This window comes from Roseicitreum antarcticum (assembly GCF_014681765.1).
Classification (GTDB): domain Bacteria; phylum Pseudomonadota; class Alphaproteobacteria; order Rhodobacterales; family Rhodobacteraceae; genus Roseicitreum; species Roseicitreum antarcticum.
In genome coordinates this window covers 246735-265567 of the sequence record NZ_CP061502.1, presented here as the reverse complement: position 1 = coordinate 265567, position 18833 = coordinate 246735, and the positions used below count along the sequence as shown (strand labels likewise).

Below are 18833 nucleotides of genomic sequence, written 5' to 3'. Positions count from 1 at the left end.
ACGCCAACTTTCCGAATGGTCGATTGCGATTTCCCCGCAGCGGAACTGTGCGAAAACGGCAAAGAACCCCCGGCCCCGGACAACGCGCCGGGGCCTGACAACAATCGCATCGTCTAGGCGCCGTATGGCACCCAGATATTTTTCACCTGCGTCGCCTTTTCAAGGAAAAGCCGCCCCTGTCCGGCACGGCTCATCCAGTCGCGGGCATCGTCCGCTTCGGCCCAGGTCTGCTTGATGTTTCCCGCGCTCTGCGTTTCGACGGCAGAGCAACCCGCTGCCGCACCAAAATACCACAAACCGTCCACACCGTCATGGGCCGCCAACACCTCGGCGAGGGTATCCCGTGGGCCGGTCACGATATTGACGACCCCGCCCGGCAAGTCAGAGGTTTCAAGCACCTGGTACAGATCACACGCCGCCAGCGGATGTGTCTGGCTGGGAACAAGAACCACGCGGTTGCCCATGGCGATGGCGGGCATCATCAGCGACACCGCCCCCAGAAGCGGCTGCGCCGTCGGGCAGACAAGACCCATGACGCCCACAGCCTCGTTCAGGGCCAGTGTCACGAAATCGCTTTTAGTCGAATGCACCGCTCCGTCGAACTTGTCCGCCTGCGCGGCATACCAGAAACACCGCTCAACGGCGGTTTCGACCTCGGCGTCGGCGGCCTTGCGCGCAATCCCGAAGCTTTCAAGCCGGGCGGTGAATTCCTGAGCCCGGGCCGATAGGTTCTCGCCGATGTAATACAGAATCTGCGCGCGGTTGTGACCAGTCACCCCGCCCCAGCCCGATGCTTTGGTCGCGGCCTCAACCGCATTGCGGATATCCTTGCGGTTGCCCAGCCCGGCCAGCCCGACCGGACCCTTTGGACCTAAAACCTGATAGCTGTACCCCGAATCCGGGCGCGCCTGCTTGCCGCCGACATAAAGCTTCGCGGTGCGGTCGATCCCGCTTGACGCCATGGCCGCACCAGGGCCTGTGAGCAGCGGGGCAGGCGTGGTGCCCTTGCCCTTTTTCGGTGCCAGTGCAGGATCGCGCAGATAGGCACGCATCCCTTCGCGGCCCCCCTCGCGGCCAAATCCGCTTTCACGGTAGCCGCCGAAACCCGCGCCCGCATCAAAGATATTGGTGCAGTTGATCCAGACGATCCCGGCATTGACCTTGCCCGCGATGTCCAGACAAAGGTTCACATTTTCGGACCAGATGCTGGCCGCAAGCCCGTAGCGCGTGTTGTTGGCCAGCGCCAGCGCATCGCTGGGCGTGCGGAAGGTGGTCAGCGTGACCACCGGGCCGAAGATCTCTTCGGTGGAAAGGACGCTTGCGGGCTGAACGCCGGTGACCAGCGTCGGGGGAAAGAAGCACCCCTGCGACGGCGCATCGCTCTGATGAACCACGGCCCCTTCGGCCTGACCTTCGGCGACGAGCGCGCGGATGCGGGCCAACTGCGAGGGGTGCACGATGGCCCCCACATCCGTATTCTTGTCGAGCGGGTCGCCCGTGCGCAACGTGGTCATGCGGGCGCGCAGCAGCGTCTCGAACCGGGGTGCAACCGATTCAGCCACCAGAATGCGCGAGCCTGCACAACAGACCTGCCCCTGATTGAACCAGATTGCATCCACCACCCCTTCGACCGCCGCATCAAGATCGGCGTCGTCGAAAACGATGAAGGGCGATTTACCCCCCAATTCCAGGGTCAGCGCCTTGCCCGATCCCGCCGACTGGCGCCGGATCAGCCGCCCGACATCGGTCGAGCCGGTAAAGGCCAATTTGTCGATGCCGTCATGGGCCACGATGGCCGCGCCGGTTTCCCAGTCACCCGTGACGATGTTCACGACGCCTTTCGGCAGGCCGCATTCAACGACAATCTCGGCAAAGGCGAGGGCGGTGAGGGGCGTGTATTCCGCAGGTTTCAGCACTACGGTATTTCCCGCCGCCAGTGCCGGCGCGATCTTCCACGCCATCATCAGCAGCGGAAAGTTCCACGGGATGATCTGCCCGCAGACCCCATGCGCCGTATGCCCCGGCAGCTCATCTTTCAAAATCTCGGCCCAGCCTGCGTGATGATAGAAGTGGCGCGCCACAAGCGGGATATCGATATCGCGGCTTTCGCGGATCGGCTTGCCACTGTCGAGGCTTTCGATCACTGCCAAAAGCCGCGCATGTTGCTGGATGTGGCGGGCCAGCGCATAGAGGTGGCGGGCACGGGCATGCCCCGAAAGTTTCGCCCAACCCGGCTGCGCCGCGCGCGCGGCGGCGACAGCGCGATCCACATCCGCAACCGTGCCTTGCGTGACACGGGCCAGCACCTTTTCCCGCGCCGGGTCGCACACATCGAACATGGTTCCAGGATCGGTAAATTTACCGTTGATGAAATGGCCAAAGCCGCCCGCATGGCCGTCCAGCCAGGCCTGCGCCTCGGCGGTGTCCTCAGGCGCAGGGCCATAGTCCATGGACGTGAGAATCTGGTCGAGTGTCATGGTCTTCTCTCCTCAGGCAAGAGCGTGGCGGTTCGGCCCGGCATAGCGCCCGGTCACATGATGTTCGAGCTGGCGTTCGATATCGCCCAGCATGGAGCTGGCACCAAAGCGGAAAAGATCCGGGTTCAGCCAGTCGCGGCCCAGTTCCTCTTTCATCAAAACCAGCCAGCCGATCGCCTCTTTGGCCTGTTTCATGCCGCCCGCGGGTTTGAAGCCAACGCGGTGACCCGTCGCCATGCCGTAATCCCGCAGTGCCCGCACCATGGTCAGGCTGACAGGCAGGGTCGCATTCACGTTTTCCTTGCCGGTAGAGGTCTTGATGAAATCCGCGCCCGCCTGCATCGCCACCATCGACGCGGCATAGACGTTGCTGAGTGTCTCAAGCTCTCCCGTCGCAAGGATCGCCTTCATATGGGCCTCGCCGCAGGCGGCGCGCATGGCGGCCAATTCATCATAAAGCGCCTGCCAGTTCCGGGTAAGCGCCAGTTCGCGGCTGATGACGATGTCGATTTCCTGCGCGCCCTGCGCCACTGCCCAGCGGATTTCCTCTAGCCGCAGCGACAGCGGCATCAGCCCCGCCGGAAAGCCGGTTGCCACGCTGGCCACCGGAATCCCCGAACCCTCCAGCGCCGCGACGGCATGGGGCACCATGGTGGGATAAACGCAGACGGCCCCCACCTGCACATCCGACGCCGCCAGTCCCAGCCCTTCGACAATGTGGCGTGCCAGCGGATTGCGTGCCTTGGCGCACAGCCGTTGCACGCGGTCGCGCGTGTCATCCCCTGCAAGCGTGGTCAGATCGACGCAGCGGATCGCATTGACGAGCCAAGCGGCCTGATACACCTTCTTGACGCTGCGCCGCCCCGCCAGCGTGGCGCAGCGCCGTTCGGCGGCCGCGCGATTCACGCGGTGACTTTCAAACATTGCCGTATCGAGCGGCATGCCGCCATTGCGCGCGTGGCTCTGATGCGGGGCAGGCGCCGGGATAAGCGCGCCCTGTGTGCCGGTCTTGATTTCCGTTCTTGTTGTCATTCGCGTGTCTCCTCGGTCGGGGCCGATACAAGGCAAATCCATTCTTTCCCCGGGCGGTACACCCGCTGAGGGACAGGTTATGCGTCTCAGACGTTCAATTGCCGGGCGGTGAAATCTGCGAACTCTTCTGCGTTGGCATAGCTCGACTGGGTACCACGTCGGGTGATCGACAGGGCAGCATAGCGCGCTGCCTGGATCAGCGCCTTCGCAGGCTCCAAGCCAGCGCCACAGAAATGGGCAAAACTGCCGATAAAAGCATCCCCTGCCCCGGTTGTATCGACCGGGGTGACAGCCACCGGCGCGATCTCTTGCACCGTTGTCGCGGTAATCAGCCGCGCGCCGCGCCCACCGAGGGTAACCACCACGTTGCGGATGCCGCCTGCGATCAGGCTGCGCGCAGCCTCGACCACTTCTGCATCGGTGGCGGTCGGAAGACCGGACAGCAGCGCAAGCTCGCTTTCGTTCGGGCAAAACCAGTCCAGACCCGCCAGCCGACCAACATCCAGATCCCGCCGGGCGGGCGCGGGGTTGAGGATGGTGGGGATCCCTTCACGCGCGCCAAAAGCCACAGCATGATAGACAGTCTCCAGTTCCACTTCGAGTTGCAGCAAGATCGCCGAGGCCTGCCGCAAAGTGTCCGCAGCGGCATCAATATCGGCGGGTGCAAGCGCGCTATTGGCACCCTTGACGATCAAGATCGCGTTTTCACCATCCGGTTCGACAAAGATCGGTGCAACGCCCGATGCCGCGCCCCCAACAATGCGGACATGGCGCGTGTCGATCCCGTTTGTTTCAAGGTTCTGGCGGACCTGCGGGCCAAAGGCATCATCACCCACACAGGTAACCATGGACACCGAAGAACCAAGCCGCGCGGCTGCAACCGCCTGATTGGCACCCTTGCCGCCAAATCCCATTGCGAAGTCAGGCGCCTCCAGCGTTTCGCCACGTCCGGGCATCCGGTCAATATAGGTGATCAGGTCCATCATGTTGGAACCGACAACGGCAATCCGGTTGGTGTCAGACATGGGTCTTTTCCTTTTCGCCAAACGCAGAGATGTTCTTGGCCAATTCGGCGGTCTCAATCTGCGTCGTATATCCGAAGCGGGTGGCAAAACGCGCGGTTTCGCCGGGTGCAAGGCTGCGGACGTTGCCCTTGGCCTTTTCCGCCGTATAGCCTTCCGGTTCGCAGGTAGCGGGCAGCGCAAAGGCCGCCACCGATGCATCTTCCCCCTTGAGTATCCAGCGCGCAAGATGCGAAAACTGCTCTGGTCGCCAGGACATCACAAAGCCGTCGCCTTCGGGACGCTCCAGCAAGGCATGGCTCTCGCCTGTGTGGTCAGTGCCGGGCTGCTCGACGTACAGAACCTGCTCGGGGTTCCACAGATCGGGCTGGTCAAGCCGCGCACTCTCGGTCGGATCAACGGCCAGCCGGTCGATAAAGCTGCGATAGGCTGGCGTCGGCTGAACGTGGGCGGGCACGTCGCGGCGCACCCGTGTACGTTCCGGCGTGAACGGTGCCATCTGATGGATGCGCCCATCCGTCACAAAGGCAAAGTTGACGTGGCACATATACATCAGCTCCATCGCCAGACCGGAGCGGTTTTCCACGGCCATCGCCATCTCGATCAGGCTGCCGTCGCGCAACGTGATGCTGGGCATCGCACGATAATGCGGGCCAAAGCCCCGGATGAAATCCACCTGCCCGCCCAGCCGCACAAAACCGCCGTCAGCATCGGTGCCGATTTCCAGCCAGGCACTATCCATGGCAGCGCAGGCCATTTCGCCGTGCAGCGGATGGTCATCTTGCGGCCCCGGGCAACCGTTGCGCAGCAGGCCGCTGTGATAAGCGAGGCAGCCATAGGTGTCGACAATACTCTGGGCGGGACGTGGTTCGGCAAAGGCGCTGTGCATCGTCAGTCGTACGCCATCAAACGTGGCGTCCCACAACATCTGGCCCAGGTAAGGCAACAACTCGACCCGTCCGCGCGGCGTCATGATTTCCAGCATCTCGATCCCAAGCGCGGTGCGCCATCCCGTGACCGTGACATCATCACGGCGCGCAAGCTCGGTCCGGGCAGGCCCGAAATGGGCCCGGGTCAGAGGAATGATAACGGTCATGTCAGGATCCCTTCCATCTGCGCCAGGAGTTGAGGGCGATCACCGCGATCAAGAAAGCCCCCCATACGAAATCAATCAGGTGGTTGGAAATGCGCATCATCTGAAACCCCGAAGACAAGAGCGTCAGCGAAATGAGCGCAAGCGCCACCCCGATCACATTGCCACGGCCCCCGGCTGGGTTGGTGCCGCCCAGAACTGCGATCAGCACGGCCTGCAACAGGTAGGACCCGCCGTAATCGGACTTTGCCGCATTGATCCGTGCAGACAGCAAAATGCCCGCCATGGCCGCCAGCGCACCCGTCAACATATAGGAATAGATGATCATCTGACCCCGGCGCAGGCCGGAATAGACTGCGGCCTTTGGATTGGTGCCGATCATCTTCAGGCGCAGCCCGAAAGAGGTGCGCGTCAGCAGCAGCGACAGCACGAGGCAAACGACGCCGAACAAGATCAGCGGCAGCGGTACGCCAAGCAGCTTGCCGTTGCCGATGCCGTTCCAGCCGCCCGGGAACCCCACGATTGCAGGCCCCCCCGTCAGCACCAGGCAGATTCCGATAAACACCTGCCCCGTGCCAAGCGTGGCCAGAATGGGCGTGATCTTCAGCACTGAAATCAGAAACCCGTTCAGCAAACCGGCAAGCAGCCCCACGATCAGCGCCGCACACACGCCGAGCGCCACAGGCCCCAGGCCCAGCACGGCGGTGCCGCCCTCCCCCGCCATCATGCCAAAAAGAGTGCCAGCCGTGACCCCGGCAAGGTTGGCAACGCCGACAATCGAAAGGTCAATGCCCCCTGTCAGCATGGCGATCATCATGGCAATCGACAGAATGCCCAGTTCAGGCATGAAGAACGCCATGGACTCAAAATTATAGGACGACATGAACATCGTCGGCCGCATGGCGGTCATCAGCACCAGCACCAACAGGCAGACGACCGCCAGCAACAGGTTCGTGCGCGTGGTTTCATCCGACAGCATCCGCGTCAGAAAGGGGCGCTGCGCCCTTGGATCGGTTTGGCTTGTCATGTTCCCCCCCTCAAACCAGCTTACGCTGATCGCGCAACGCGGTCATCGTCACCGCGACGATCAGCATGGCGCCGACGACCACCCGCTGCCAGGTTGTGTCGATGCCCATCAGGATCAGCGAATTCTGGATCATCACCAGGATGAACACCCCCAGCACAGTGCCCAGCACCGTGCCGCGCCCACCAAAGATCGACGCGCCCCCCAGCACCACGGCAGCAATCACATCCAGTTCCAGCCCAACGAAATCCCGAGGATTGGCGAGCCAGATCATCGAGGAATGAAGCAATCCCGAAAACCCCGCCAACGCGCCTGCGGTCGCATAGACAAAGATCATCGTCCGCTTTGTGGAAAAACCCACGCGCTTTGCCGCTTCAGGATCTGCGCCATAGGCATAGACCGACCTTCCGATCATCGTGTAGTTCAGCACCAGATGCAGCGCCAACGCCAGCCCCAGGTAGATCGCGATCATCGCCGTGAGGCCATAGGTAGAGCCATTGGCCCGTTCCAGAACAAGCAGATTGGTCTGACCGAACTCGATCAGGGCGGTCGGCATATTGTTGATATTTACGTTGGAGGTGCCCACAAGTCCCAGCACCAGGCCGCGCACCACCGAGGCCGTGCCCAGCGTGACGATCAGAGGTATCATCGAAAAGCGGTGAATGATCCCTGCGTTCATCAACCCCAAGAGGCCGCCGATCAGCGTCGCCGACAAGAGCGGCAGCACAAGACCGTTGTAATCCAGCGCCACCATCACCTTCACCACCAGATACATCCCGGCAACGGCAAAGGCGGTAAAGGACACATCAATGCCGCCGGAAATCATCACCAACAGCACACCAAGAGCCATGATCCCGATCACCACGTTGGATTTCAGCAGGCTGAACAGATTGGACATCTGCCAGAAGGCCGGGTTGATCAAGCCGATCACCACCATCGCGATCGCAAGGATGGCCATGATGATCGCATCGGAACTGCGCAGAAACGTCATGCGGGTTCTCCCTGTTTTGCGCGAACGAGCGCAGCGTCAAGCGCCTCTTCGGTCAACGCATCGCCGGACATTTCGCTCAGGATGCGTCCCTCACTCATGCACAGCACGCGGTTGCAGTTGGCGGCCAGCTCCGGCATGTCGTCCGAAATCATCAGGACCGCGAGGTCGGCCTTCCGGGTCAGATCCTGAATGATGCCGTGGATCTGTTCCTTGGATCCCACGTCAACGCCGACGGTAGGGCCGTTCATGATGAGCACGCGCGCATCGGTCATCAGCCAGCGTCCGATCATGACGCGCTGCGCGTTGCCACCCGACAGAGTGCCCACCGGCACGTCGATGCCAGGCGCCGATATCGCCATTTCGGCAAACATCTTCCGCGTCTCGGTGGCGGATTTCGCACCGTCAAGCCATAGGTAGGGCGCGAAACGTTCGAGCGAAGATACGATGGCGTTGTCCCGGATCGACCGTGTCAGGAAAAGCCCCTCGGACAGGCGGTCTTCCGGAACATAGGCGATGCCGGCGGCGATGGCCTCGGGCACCGACTTTGGCGCAACAAGACGCCCGTCAACGCGCATCTCGCCGGTCATGTCCCGCCGCAGGCCAAAAATCGCCTGGGCGATCGCCTTGCGTCCCGCGCCGATCAGCCCGGAAAGGCCCACGATTTCGCCCGGCATCAAAGACAGGTTAATCTCGCGCGCCTTTTCCCCGACAGACACGTTGCGCAATTCCAGACGTGGCGTCCTGCCCTTCACATCTGGCGCGGTGAATCGGCTCTGATGCAGGTCACGGCCAGTCATCGCCCGGGTAATGGCGCGTTCATTGAAATCCGCAATCGGCCCTTCGACAACCTTCTTGCCATTCCGTAGAACTGTCAGGTTTTCGGAAATCTCCAGCATTTCCCGCATCTTGTGGCTGACAAAGAGGGTCGCAATACCATCAGCCTGCAAATCGCGCACGATCCGGAAAAGCCGTTCAACCTCGTGCCCGGTCAGCGTGGTCGTCGGCTCATCCATGACGATCAACCGCGCATCCGCCAGCATGGCGCGCGCAATGGCAACGATCTGCCGTCCGGCCGCGGGAAGGCTTTCAACGGTGGCGCCCAGATCCAGCTTCACGTCCAGCCGTTCCAACACCTCGCGGCCCATGCGACGCGCCCGGCGCCAATCGATGCGACTGCGGCCCTCACGCAAGAAGGTGTTGAGGACAAGGTTCTCGACCACGGTCAGCGTGGGAAACAGCGAGAAATCCTGATAGATCACCTGCACGCCGTGCCCGATGGACCTCGCGGGATCAAGCCGCGATACGGGTTTGCCGTCGATCAGGATCTCGCCTTCATCGGGCTGATAGACACCCGATACGATCTTGATGAGGGTCGATTTCCCAGACCCGTTTTCCCCGGCAAGGCAGTGAATACGGGCAGGGTCAAGTGAGAGCGACACGTCGTCCAGCGCGCGCACGCCACCAAATCGCTTCGATATGTTGCGAAGCTCGATCAGGGGAGCGGATGTCATGGGGAAACTCCTGTCTGACAATGTCAGGCGACGGATCCAGACCAAAGCGGGCCGGGCCTGCAGGGATCACGAAGCATGATGGCGGGAAATCCGGGACAAGCGGGCGGCGCATTGCCTGCGCCGCCCGCATCTGCGGTCTGCGCCTTCTGGATCAGAAGTCGTAGTCGCCCATGTTTTCATCAGTCACACCGACCCAGCCGGCACCATACAGCACTTTAGCATTCGCGCCCTCTGCCAGTTGCAGATCGGTATAGCCCTCGAGGCCCAGATTGGTGCCAGCACCGATACCCGCATCGGTACCCGCCGCGCGTGCCTTCAGTTCGGCCAGAGCAATCAAGTTCATCGCATAGCCTGCGACCGCGGGGTCCCAGAACTGGATATATTCGATATCACCCTGGCTCAGGTACTGCCCGGCCACCGACGGCAGGCCCGTCCCGGCGAAGCTGAGCTGCCCTTGCAAACCGCTTTCCGCGATCAGACGCCCGGCACCTGCGGAGGTCGGCATGGGGCCACCGACGATCCCGGCGATTTCGGGATGCGCGGTCAGCGCCTCTTTCAGTTTGGTGTAGTCGGTGTTTGCATCGTCATAGGTTTCCAACCGCTCGGTCGCGAGCGACATTTCCGGATAGGCTTCTTCCTGCCGCGCGATGGCACCGTCGATCCATTCGTTCTGAGATTTCGAGGTCAGCGAACCCACGGTCGTCACATAGGCGCCCGTCTCGCCCATCTGCGCCGCAAGGTTGTCCATCAGCGCTGCGCCATAAGCAAGGTTATCGAACGCTTCGATGTCATAATCAACATTGGTGATATTGGATGCCTCATGGCTGACCACAACGATGCCGCGCTCACGGGCCTTTTGCAGCACGGGCTCCACCGCCTCGACCGAGAACGGCACAACCGCGATGGCATCGACGCCCTGCGCGATCAGGTTCTCGATCAATTGCACCTGCGCTGCGGCGTCCGCCTGAGACGGCCCCACCATCCAGGTATCGCTGCCGGTGTCATCGCCGAATTGGCTGACACCATCGCGCATCCGGTCGAACCAGGCAATCCCGTCAACCTTCACCACCGTCGCGATCGAATAGGTCTCATCGGATGTCAGCATTTCAGGGTCGACTTGGCTGATGTCGACGACCTGATCCGCGAAAGCGGGCCCTGCGGCTGCGACGGCAAAAGCGGCAGCGTGAATAAATGCGAATTTCATGGCGTTCCTCCAACTATGCGGACCTCCCCGTCCGCGTTTCCCGGTGACCATCTGTCACCAAGGTTACGTTGCGCATAATGTTAGGATCGCAACATAACTCAGGACACATTCTAATTCGTGGCCGAAGGAGTCAACCGCTTTTTTAGTTCATCCGCAGAAAAAATGCCGCGCTCGGTGACGATTGCACCGACCTCATCCAGATCACCGAAAACCACGCTTTTCCGCTGACCGATCTTGCTTTCGTCAAATACTATAAGGGATTGAACACAATGGGAAATCAGCGCCCGCTTGAGCGGAATTTCATAGGCATGCGAACAGCTCAACTGGCCCTCAGGATCGACCCCCCCGGCTGACAGAAAGGCAATGTCGATCTTCAACGCAGCGATGCGGCGGGCGGGATGATCTGCATGGCACGAGCGGGTGCTCGACTGGATTTCACCGCCCAAAAACTCAACCGGAACCTGTGAACGACCCTGCAGAATCTCTGCGATGGTCAGGCAATGGGTGACCAGCCGCTTTGCGCGGCCCTTGGCCAGCAACCGTGCCAGATGCGGCAGCGTGGTGCCCGTGTCGAGAAAGACCACCGCACCTTCGGGCACCAGATTGAGGGCATATTCCGAGGCCTTCTGCTTGGCGTTGATCGCATGGGACATCTGAGTTTCAAAATCATAATGCTCGGTATTGCGGTCGGGCACGACATAGCCACCGCGACACGCAAAGCCCGACCCCGCCTGCGCCGCGTCCCGCCGCAACGTCATGACCGTAACACCCAGCTGAACCGCCAGATCTTTCAAATGCAGCGCAGGCGACACGTCAAGCATGGCCGTGATCCGTGCGATCCGCTCACTCTGCATGCTGGGTCTTGTCATCGTCGTCCCGTCCTTCCGTCGCACCCGGTATCTGCCGGGACTGTCCGGCCCGCGCGCCCGAAGACAAGCAGGAACGACGCGCTGCGTCCAGTGCGGCCGGTCGGAAAGGTTCAAGTGCGCCGCAAGATGTTGGCTATTGGGCGGCGTACATGCGGTATCCTGCCGCCGCGACCGGGCCTGGCAACAGCAAAGCATGCTGCGGCCTTTAGGGTCTGCGCAGCTTTCTCAGGGTCATATCTGGATAAAAACGAGCGCAACAGAGCGTTGCAGATATCTCGCCGAGGCCGATGCGGGCGCCCACCAGACAGGACGCGCCGCGCTCCGATCAATCGGACGGGCGCATCAATTCCCATGCGTCGGTGACGGTCGCATAATCACGGTAGCCCATACGCGCGATGGGCCGCGCCTTCACGGTATCAAAGCGTCCGTTCTGAATAAACGCGTCTTTGATATGCGTGCGCACGACTTCGCCCAGGACCAGGTAGCTGCCCGTCAGGCAACCATTCCGGTCACGCAACTGCGTAGTCGACAGTGTTACGCATTCCAGCGCGGCGGGGCTTTCAGCAACGAAGGGCGCGGCGATCTCTATACTGTGCCCGCGTGTCAGCCCGGCGGCAGCAAATTCATCCGCCCCGTCAGGCAATGGAGCCGAGGTGGCGTTCATCGCCTGCGCCAGATCTTCGGTCACCAGCGAAAAGGTAAACTCCGCCCGGTCGCGCGCATTGACGACCGAATGTTTGTCGCCCTCAGAGGTGAAGCTGATCATGTGCGGTCTGGTCCCATGCATCGTGAAGAAACTGTAGGGCGCAAGGTTGGGAACACCATCGGCATTCATCGTGCCGATCCAGCCGATAGGGCGTGGCACGATAATCGCCTTGAACGGGTCGTATTTCAGGACGGCAGGCCGGTCGGCTCCGTAGTTCATGCATGTCTCCGTCTGGGGGATTTCACGATCTGAATGGTCGGGGGGGAAGTCGCCCCCCCCCCCGATCAGGCACGATAAGCCACGCCGTCGCGTCCGGGATCGGCGGCGCCAGTGACCTGACCATCCCGCACTGCAATCGCATGGACCCAGCCAAAGGTGTAGCCATGGGGGTTGCGGTGGACCGCATACCCCCGCGCCACCAACGGCGCCAGCACATCGCGCGGGATGCGGTTGCAAACGTCAATAAAGTCCGAGGTGGCCGAGACGCGCGCCGCAGCCACGGCGCGATCGATATCCATGCCGAAATCGAAATGGTTCAAGATCGTCTGCAAGATCCCCATCACGATCTGCGTGCCGCCCGGCGCCCCAAGGATCAGTCGTGGCCCGTTGGCGTCATGGACAATCGTCGGCGCCGATGCGGTAAAGCGCGATTTGCCGGGCGCCAGTGATCCTGGTTTTCCGGGACGCGGATCAAACACGCTCATGCAGCCGTTCAGCATGAACCCGGTACCACGCGGTACGACACCCGAAGGCATGGCCAGCGAATGGGTCAGCGCCACACAGCACCCTTCCCCGTCGCGCACCGTCAGATGGGTGGTGTCGCGTGGCACGGGCGCATGGGTGTTCAGGCGCGGCACGTGCGCCACGACGCCCCGGCGGATGTCATCGGCCATCCCGGCTGCGCGCCCCTTGTCCAAGAGCATATCCAGCGGCACTTCGCAAAACCCCGGATCACCGACGTACCGGTCCTTGTCCCCCGTTGCGCGCTTCATCACCTCGCACAGAATCCGGATGTATTCGGTACTGTTGTGACCCAGCGCTGCAAGGTCGAAGTTTTCAAGGATGTTGAGCATCTCCAGCAGCATCACGCCGCCGCCGGGTGGTTGGTTCGTTGCAATCCGCAAACCGCGATATGTGCCTTCCAGCGGCGGCCGGAACGTTGGCCGAACGGCGGCAAGGTCCGCGCGCGTGACAAGGCCACCGCCCTGCTCCATCGCGTCGACCACCAAATCACCGATGGGACCATCATGCAGCGCATCAGCTCCGTCACGGGCGATCAGACGCAACACGTCAGCGTAATCAGGATTGACGATTGCCGCGCCGATGGCTTTCGGGGCGCCATGCGCATCACATAACAGGCGCCGCCCGCCTTCCGAATAGGTCAGCCGGTCACGCGTCGGCGCGCGGCCGTAACCGTCACCTTCCAGAAAGAAAGCGTACATTGCGGGCCGCACGAAATACCCCTCATCAGCCCAGCGGATCGCCGGGGCAACGACATCGGCCCAGGGCAGCTTACCGAACTTTTGGTGCGCCACTTCATAGGCGCGCAGGCTGGCAGGCACCGCGACCGCACCTGCACCAAGGTCGTTGACACGGCCCCGGAGCAGGAAGCCAAAGCCGTCCAGCGCCTCACCCTCGACCAGATCGGCCCACATATCTTCGGTCACGGCTGCGGGCGCGGGCGCGTGAAAATCAAGGTATTCCTGCCTTCCCGTCGCCGGATCGTAGACCGCCATGGAACCGAAACCTGCTATCCCGCACATCAGCGGGTCCACTACAGTCTGCACCAGCGCGGTCGCGATCGCGGCATCGACGGCATTGCCACCGGCCCGCAGAATATTGACGCCGCTTTCGGCGGCTTCGGGCTGCGGTGCGACGACCATTCCCCTGTCAGTCATGGTATACATTCCCTACAGCTTTACATCATGGCGCGGGCGGCCCCAATCGGCCGCCTCGGCGACGGCCTGCGCCACATCTTCGTCCAGCATCAGCCCGGCATCGACGAGGCTGCGCGCGGCCGCGCCGATGGCGTGCGCATAGCCCGCAGCATTGCCATAGCGTTCGACCACCGACACCCGCGGGTCACCAGTCTGCGCGCGCTCATCCTCTCGGGTGGGCAGGGGGATGTAGGTGCCAGTGATGCCTTCCAGTGCGCCCAATCCGAAGGTGGCATTGCGCAGGCTCCAGCCGGTGTAGGTGCCCAGCGGCGCCTGCACCATCGGCACACGGATACCCGCGATGTCATTGCCGTCCACATCTGTGGCCGGAACCTGCACGCAGTACTCCCCGCCCGGCAGATCGGGTGGATCTTTGGCGATCAGGCCGAGGTCGATATCGGCGCCGAAATCCATCAGTTCCAGCCGACTGGGTCCGCGCGGCAATGCCACGCCAGGGATCTGTGGAAACCCGGCCTTCCAGACGTCAAAGGACACCAGCGTGCCATCCGCCCTGCGGGGCATAAGGCTTTCAGGCGGCGCGATCCCCTGCGACACCCACGCGTCAAGGTTATCCAGCGTCGCGCGGAACAGCATCGAGCTGGCAGCGACATTGAAATAAGTCTGACTCATGCCAAAGCCGGGTTTATCGACCTTTGGCGCCGCGAAATGCTGCGTACTGGCCCAGTGATAGATCCGCACGCCGTCAGGCTGAGGCAGATCATTGCCTTCGGTGTCGGTATGAACCAGCGCGGCGCGGCGGTGCCAGTATTCGGCGGCGGTGTCGGTATGGATCACCTTTGGATCAGTGTCGGGCCGCTTCAGGATGCCATCGACCGCGCCGGTCAGATGGTCGGTCGATACAGCATAAGCAAAGGGAAAGCGGTCGGCGGGCGAGAAATGATTCTCGAACTCCTGCCCCGGCAGCAAGACGAGGTTGGCAAAGCGGTGGTTCATCCACATCTTGCCTGCGCCCGCCACATGCGGCAGCACGCCGTCGAACACCCGGCGCCCCGAAGCATCAGCGTTAAAGCCCAGATAGAGCGCATCACGGATGCAGCGCCCGGTCTGCGACCGGCCCCAAGCGTAAGCGTAGTCGACACGGCCACCGTTGTCTTTCAGCGGGTTCGGTGTGCCTTTGGCATCCACATCGCCGTATTTCAGAAACGACACCGCATCGCGCACCGCCAGATGCCCCAGCCCCAGGACCTGCGGATCGCGCGCCTCATAGACAATCTCATAGATCCAGCCGGTCTCGAACCCTTCAGGCAGACAGACGTGGCTGTCGGACGGCACGACGGCGTTTTCCATCCCCTGATTGTCGACGCCCGGGCCCCGTTCCAACCGCGCGAAGGCCCAGCGATCTGCGGGGATATCCTCACGCGGGCTCCAAGCGTAGCGGCGACGGCTAAGGCGCGCACGTCTTGTATCTTTTGAGACAGCAGGGTTTGATCGCGCGGTTACGAGCGAACTCAATGGGAAAACCGTGACCCCCGGTCCGCCCGCGATCAACTCGGTCCGCACGGTACCCGTCAGAGGGGTATCGCCATCGGTCGCTATGGGCACATCGAACAGCATCCGCCCGTCGCCGGGCAGCAGATCGCCCTGCCAGCCCATCCAAAGGATGTGGTAACCCCGGCGCATCAGGAACCCGTTGCCCGCATCCGCCAGGCCACCAGGCGCATTGGTTTTTGGCGCATCGTTAAAAAACTGCAGTGCGCGTTTGTTGCCCCGGTTGCCATAGTCATAGAACAACCGCCCATTGCCGCGCGCACCGTCAAGCGGGCGCAAGATCTCGAAATCCGCGGCGCAATGCACCAGCCCATCCGCGTCGCGCGGGGCCAGGGCAATGTCAGTCACCGCTGCCTGCGCGGGCGCGCGCGGATCGACGGCGAAATGCACGCGGCCCCGGATGTGTTCATAAGCGCCGGTATCGCCAAAGCCCGCGCCATCTGCAAAGGGCGCGCGGTGATGGATGTCGAAGGTAATCTTGTTGGTCATGTGGGGCAGTCCATGGATGTTCGGGAAATGAGGGTCACGCCTGCGCGTCGGCGGCATTCGGCAACGGATGGTGGCAGTGGAAACGGGTGGTGCCACTGCCGGTCACACCGGGCGCAACGGTCGCACACAGCCCGCCATCGGCGCGCGGGCAGCGGGGGTGAAATGCGCAGCCGGAAGGTGGGCTGACGGGGTTCGGAAACTCGGCCGCCAGCCCCAGCTCGGGCACGCCCTGGCCTGCCTTCGCGGGGAGCACGGCGCGCAGCAGCGCCTGCGTGTAGGGGTGGCGCGGCGCCTTGAACAGCGCAGCGGCGTCCCCCTCTTCAACGATCTGGCCCAGATACATCACCGCCACCCGGTCAGCGAGATGGTGGATCACCGACAGGTCATGACTGATCAGAATCATCGTGATCCCCCATTCCCGCTTCAGCCGGTTCAGCAGATTGAGGATCTGGCTTTGTACCGAGACATCCAGCGCCGAGGTCGGCTCATCGCAGATCAGGATCTCAGGCTCCGCGATCAGCGCGCGGGCGATGGCGACGCGTTGGCGCTGCCCACCCGAAAGCTGGCCGGGATACGCGTCGATCAGATGCTCCGGCAAGCCCACGGCGGCCGCAAGCGCGCGCACCTTCTCGCGCCGCGATCTGGCTGTGCCGGTGCCGCGCACAGTCAGCGGTGCGGCGATGGTCGCCGCAACGGTCATGCGCGGGTTCAGCGATGAATAGGGGTCCTGATAGACCGCCTGAATCAACCGCGCCCGGTCCAGCCGGGTGTAGCTGTCCAGCGCCCGCCCGTCGATGCGCACAGTGCCCGAACTGGGTTCTTCGATGCCCAGCAGCATCCGCGACAGCGTAGACTTGCCGCAACCGCTTTCACCCACAAGGCCCAGCGTCTTGCCCTTTTCAACTTTCAGGTCGATTCCCCGCAGCGCCTGAAGCGTGCGGCGACGCGAAAAAATACCGCCAACGGCATAGTTCCGGGTGACGGCATTCATTTCCAGCACAGTGTCGGTCATGCGGTTTCCTCGTTCAGGCGCGTCCATATGTCGGGGTCGCGCGCGGTAGTGTCGGGCGTCAGCACGCAGCGCATGCTGTGAGGCGCCGCGCCCGGGTTTGCGACATCGCGCATCGGCACGGCTTCCTGTGTGCAAACCGGCTGCGCATAAGGACAGCGCCCGGCAAAGCCGCAACTGTCTCGCGGCCCGGTTTGACGCGGCACAACCCCCGGAATGAAGCCCAGATCGTCGCCGGGCTGCGTCTCGCCCGGGCGCGGCAGCGATTGCAGCAAGCCCTCGGTATAGGGATGCAACGGGCCAGAGAGGATCTGATCGCAGGTGCCGCTTTCGACGACCTCGCCGCCATACATAACGATGATGCGGTCCGCGACACCCGCGACCACGCCCAGATCATGGGTGATGATGATCAGGCCCAGCCCCATCTCTTGCTGGATATCCTTCAAGAGCCGCAGGATCTGCGCCTGAATGGTCACGTCCAGCGCCGTCGTCGGCTCATCGGCGATGATAAGATCGGGTTCACACAGCAGCGCCATGGCGATTACGACCCGCTGGCGCAGGCCGCCGGACAACTGGTGCGGATATTGTCGTAGCCGGTCCTCGGGCGATGGAATGCCCACACGGGTCAAGAGATCCAGCGCCCGCGCCATCGCGGCCTTGCGCGAGATGCGGCGATGCTGGCGCAGGATCTCGCACATCTGATTGCCGATGGTGTAGCAGGGGTCCAGCGCGGTCATCGGGTCCTGAAAGATCATCGACACGCGGTCACCGCGCAGCCGCCGCCACTGGCGGTCACTGGCCTGCGCCAGATCCTTGCCGTCAAAGATATGCTGCGCGACCGTGGGCCGTGCCGCGCGGGGCAAAAGACCCATGACCGCCAGCGCGGTAAGGGATTTGCCGCAACCGGATTCGCCCACGATGGCCAGCGTTTCGCCGCGCGCTACCTCCAGATCGACGCGGCGCACCGGGTGCAGCATACCGTTGGCCAGCGGGATATCGACCTTCAGGTCGCGGATTTTCAGCAATTCTACGCTCATGCCTTGCCCTCGGGTGTGGTGATGTCACGCAGTGCGTCGCCCAGCAGGTTGATCGCCAGGATCAGGCACACCAGGGCGACCCCCGGGATCGCGATCATCCAGGGCCGGAACAGCAACTGGCTTTTCGCCTCGGCGATCATCAGGCCCCAGCTGACAAGCGGCGGCTGAACGCCAAGGCCCAGAAAGGACAGCGAAGCCTCCAACAAGATCGCATGCGCCAACTCGATCGAGGCAACAACGATCAGCGGGCCAGTGATGTTGGGCAGGATCTCGCGCAAGATGATGCGCAAGGTCGAGCTGCCGATGGTCCGGGCCGATGTCACGAATTCGCGCCCCGCCAGCGTCTGGGTGGCGGAACGGGTGACAATCGCAAAGCGGTCCCACAGCAACAGGCCGATCACCATCACAAGCAGCGTCAGCGAATTGCCCATCACCGCCACGACCACCAGCGCCACGAGAACGACTGGCAAGGTCAGGCGAATGTTGATGAGGAAGTTCACCGCCAGATCGACCCAGCCGCCGAAATACCCCGCCGCAAGCCCCAGCGAGACGCCGATGAAGCCCGAAACCAGCACGGTCAGAAAGCCCAGCATCACCGACGTGCGCGCCCCGAATAACAGGCGCGAGAAGACGTCACGGCCCAGGTTGTCAGTGCCCAGCAAATGCGCGGCGCTGCCGCCTTCCGCCCAAAGCGGCGGCACAAAGCGGGCGCCAAGGCTTTGCGCGGCAGGGTCGTAGGGCGCGATCAACGGCGCCAGGAGCGCGGCGAGCACAATGAAGAGCAAGATGCCGCCACCGGCCCAGAACCCCGTGTGCTTCAGCGCGCGGCGCAGCGCGACCTGTCCGGGCGACAGCACCGAAACGGGGGCCGTGGCGGGGGAGCTGCTTGCAAGAATGGGCGTATGTGTATCTGTCATCTGATC

15 protein-coding genes are annotated in these 18833 nt (G+C 62.7%); all 15 read right to left on the bottom strand.

Features of this window, described 5'->3' with window-relative positions:
- Positions 1-113 precede the first annotated feature (113 nt).
- The 15 genes from H9529_RS19760 to H9529_RS19690 all read right to left on the bottom strand — a co-directional run bounded on the left by H9529_RS19760 (position 114) and on the right by H9529_RS19690 (position 18827).
- Positions 114-2477 (bottom strand): aldehyde dehydrogenase family protein, encoded by a 2364-nt coding sequence (locus H9529_RS19760; RefSeq protein ID WP_218132135.1) that lies wholly within the window; start codon positions 2475-2477, stop codon positions 114-116.
- A 12-nt stretch (positions 2478-2489) separates the two neighbouring features.
- On the bottom strand, positions 2490-3419 hold the full coding sequence (gene deoC / locus H9529_RS19755) for a deoxyribose-phosphate aldolase (RefSeq protein WP_223814445.1): 930 nt from the start codon (positions 3417-3419) through the stop codon (positions 2490-2492).
- Between the two features lie 176 nt (positions 3420-3595).
- On the bottom strand, positions 3596-4534 hold the full coding sequence (gene rbsK / locus H9529_RS19750; RefSeq protein WP_092888649.1) for a ribokinase: 939 nt from the start codon (positions 4532-4534) through the stop codon (positions 3596-3598).
- Positions 4527-5627 carry an aldose 1-epimerase family protein gene (locus H9529_RS19745; RefSeq protein WP_092888652.1) on the bottom strand — a complete coding sequence of 367 codons (1101 nt, stop codon included), beginning with the start codon at positions 5625-5627 and terminating at the stop codon, positions 4527-4529. The genes rbsK and H9529_RS19745 overlap by 8 nt, the downstream gene beginning before the upstream one ends.
- A gap of 1 nt (position 5628) precedes the next feature.
- Positions 5629-6603: an ABC transporter permease gene (locus H9529_RS19740; protein ID WP_223814444.1), complete on the bottom strand. Its 975-nt coding sequence runs from the start codon at positions 6601-6603 to the stop codon at positions 5629-5631.
- A 58-nt stretch (positions 6604-6661) separates the two neighbouring features.
- A complete protein-coding gene (locus H9529_RS19735) occupies positions 6662-7639 on the bottom strand; it encodes an ABC transporter permease (RefSeq protein ID WP_092888657.1) in 978 nt (325 codons plus the stop codon).
- Positions 7636-9150: a sugar ABC transporter ATP-binding protein gene (locus tag H9529_RS19730; protein WP_092888660.1), complete on the bottom strand. Its 1515-nt coding sequence runs from the start codon at positions 9148-9150 to the stop codon at positions 7636-7638. The genes H9529_RS19735 and H9529_RS19730 overlap by 4 nt, the downstream gene beginning before the upstream one ends.
- Positions 9151-9301: 151 nt before the next feature.
- Positions 9302-10354: an autoinducer 2 ABC transporter substrate-binding protein gene (locus H9529_RS19725; protein ID WP_092888663.1), complete on the bottom strand. Its 1053-nt coding sequence runs from the start codon at positions 10352-10354 to the stop codon at positions 9302-9304.
- Positions 10355-10464: 110 nt separating this feature from the next.
- Complete coding sequence (locus H9529_RS19720) at positions 10465-11223, bottom strand: DeoR/GlpR family DNA-binding transcription regulator (RefSeq protein ID WP_176847050.1); 759 nt, start codon at positions 11221-11223, stop codon at positions 10465-10467.
- Positions 11224-11548: 325 nt separating this feature from the next.
- Positions 11549-12148 (bottom strand): flavin reductase family protein, encoded by a 600-nt coding sequence (locus H9529_RS19715; RefSeq protein WP_092888669.1) that lies wholly within the window; start codon positions 12146-12148, stop codon positions 11549-11551.
- A gap of 65 nt (positions 12149-12213) precedes the next feature.
- Positions 12214-13827 carry a gamma-glutamyltransferase family protein gene (locus tag H9529_RS19710; RefSeq protein ID WP_092889214.1) on the bottom strand — a complete coding sequence of 538 codons (1614 nt, stop codon included), beginning with the start codon at positions 13825-13827 and terminating at the stop codon, positions 12214-12216.
- 12 nt (positions 13828-13839) lie between these two features.
- Positions 13840-15864: an alpha/beta hydrolase domain-containing protein gene (locus tag H9529_RS19705; protein WP_092888672.1), complete on the bottom strand. Its 2025-nt coding sequence runs from the start codon at positions 15862-15864 to the stop codon at positions 13840-13842.
- Positions 15865-15898: 34 nt separating this feature from the next.
- Positions 15899-16876 carry an ABC transporter ATP-binding protein gene (locus H9529_RS19700; RefSeq protein ID WP_092888675.1) on the bottom strand — a complete coding sequence of 326 codons (978 nt, stop codon included), beginning with the start codon at positions 16874-16876 and terminating at the stop codon, positions 15899-15901.
- Positions 16873-17910, bottom strand: coding sequence for an ABC transporter ATP-binding protein (locus H9529_RS19695; RefSeq protein ID WP_092888678.1), 1038 nt, complete (start codon positions 17908-17910; stop codon positions 16873-16875). The genes H9529_RS19700 and H9529_RS19695 overlap by 4 nt, the downstream gene beginning before the upstream one ends.
- Entirely contained in the window at positions 17907-18827 is a 921-nt protein-coding gene (locus H9529_RS19690) for an ABC transporter permease (RefSeq protein ID WP_092888681.1), read from the bottom strand. The genes H9529_RS19695 and H9529_RS19690 overlap by 4 nt, the downstream gene beginning before the upstream one ends.
- Positions 18828-18833: the final 6 nt, after the last annotated feature.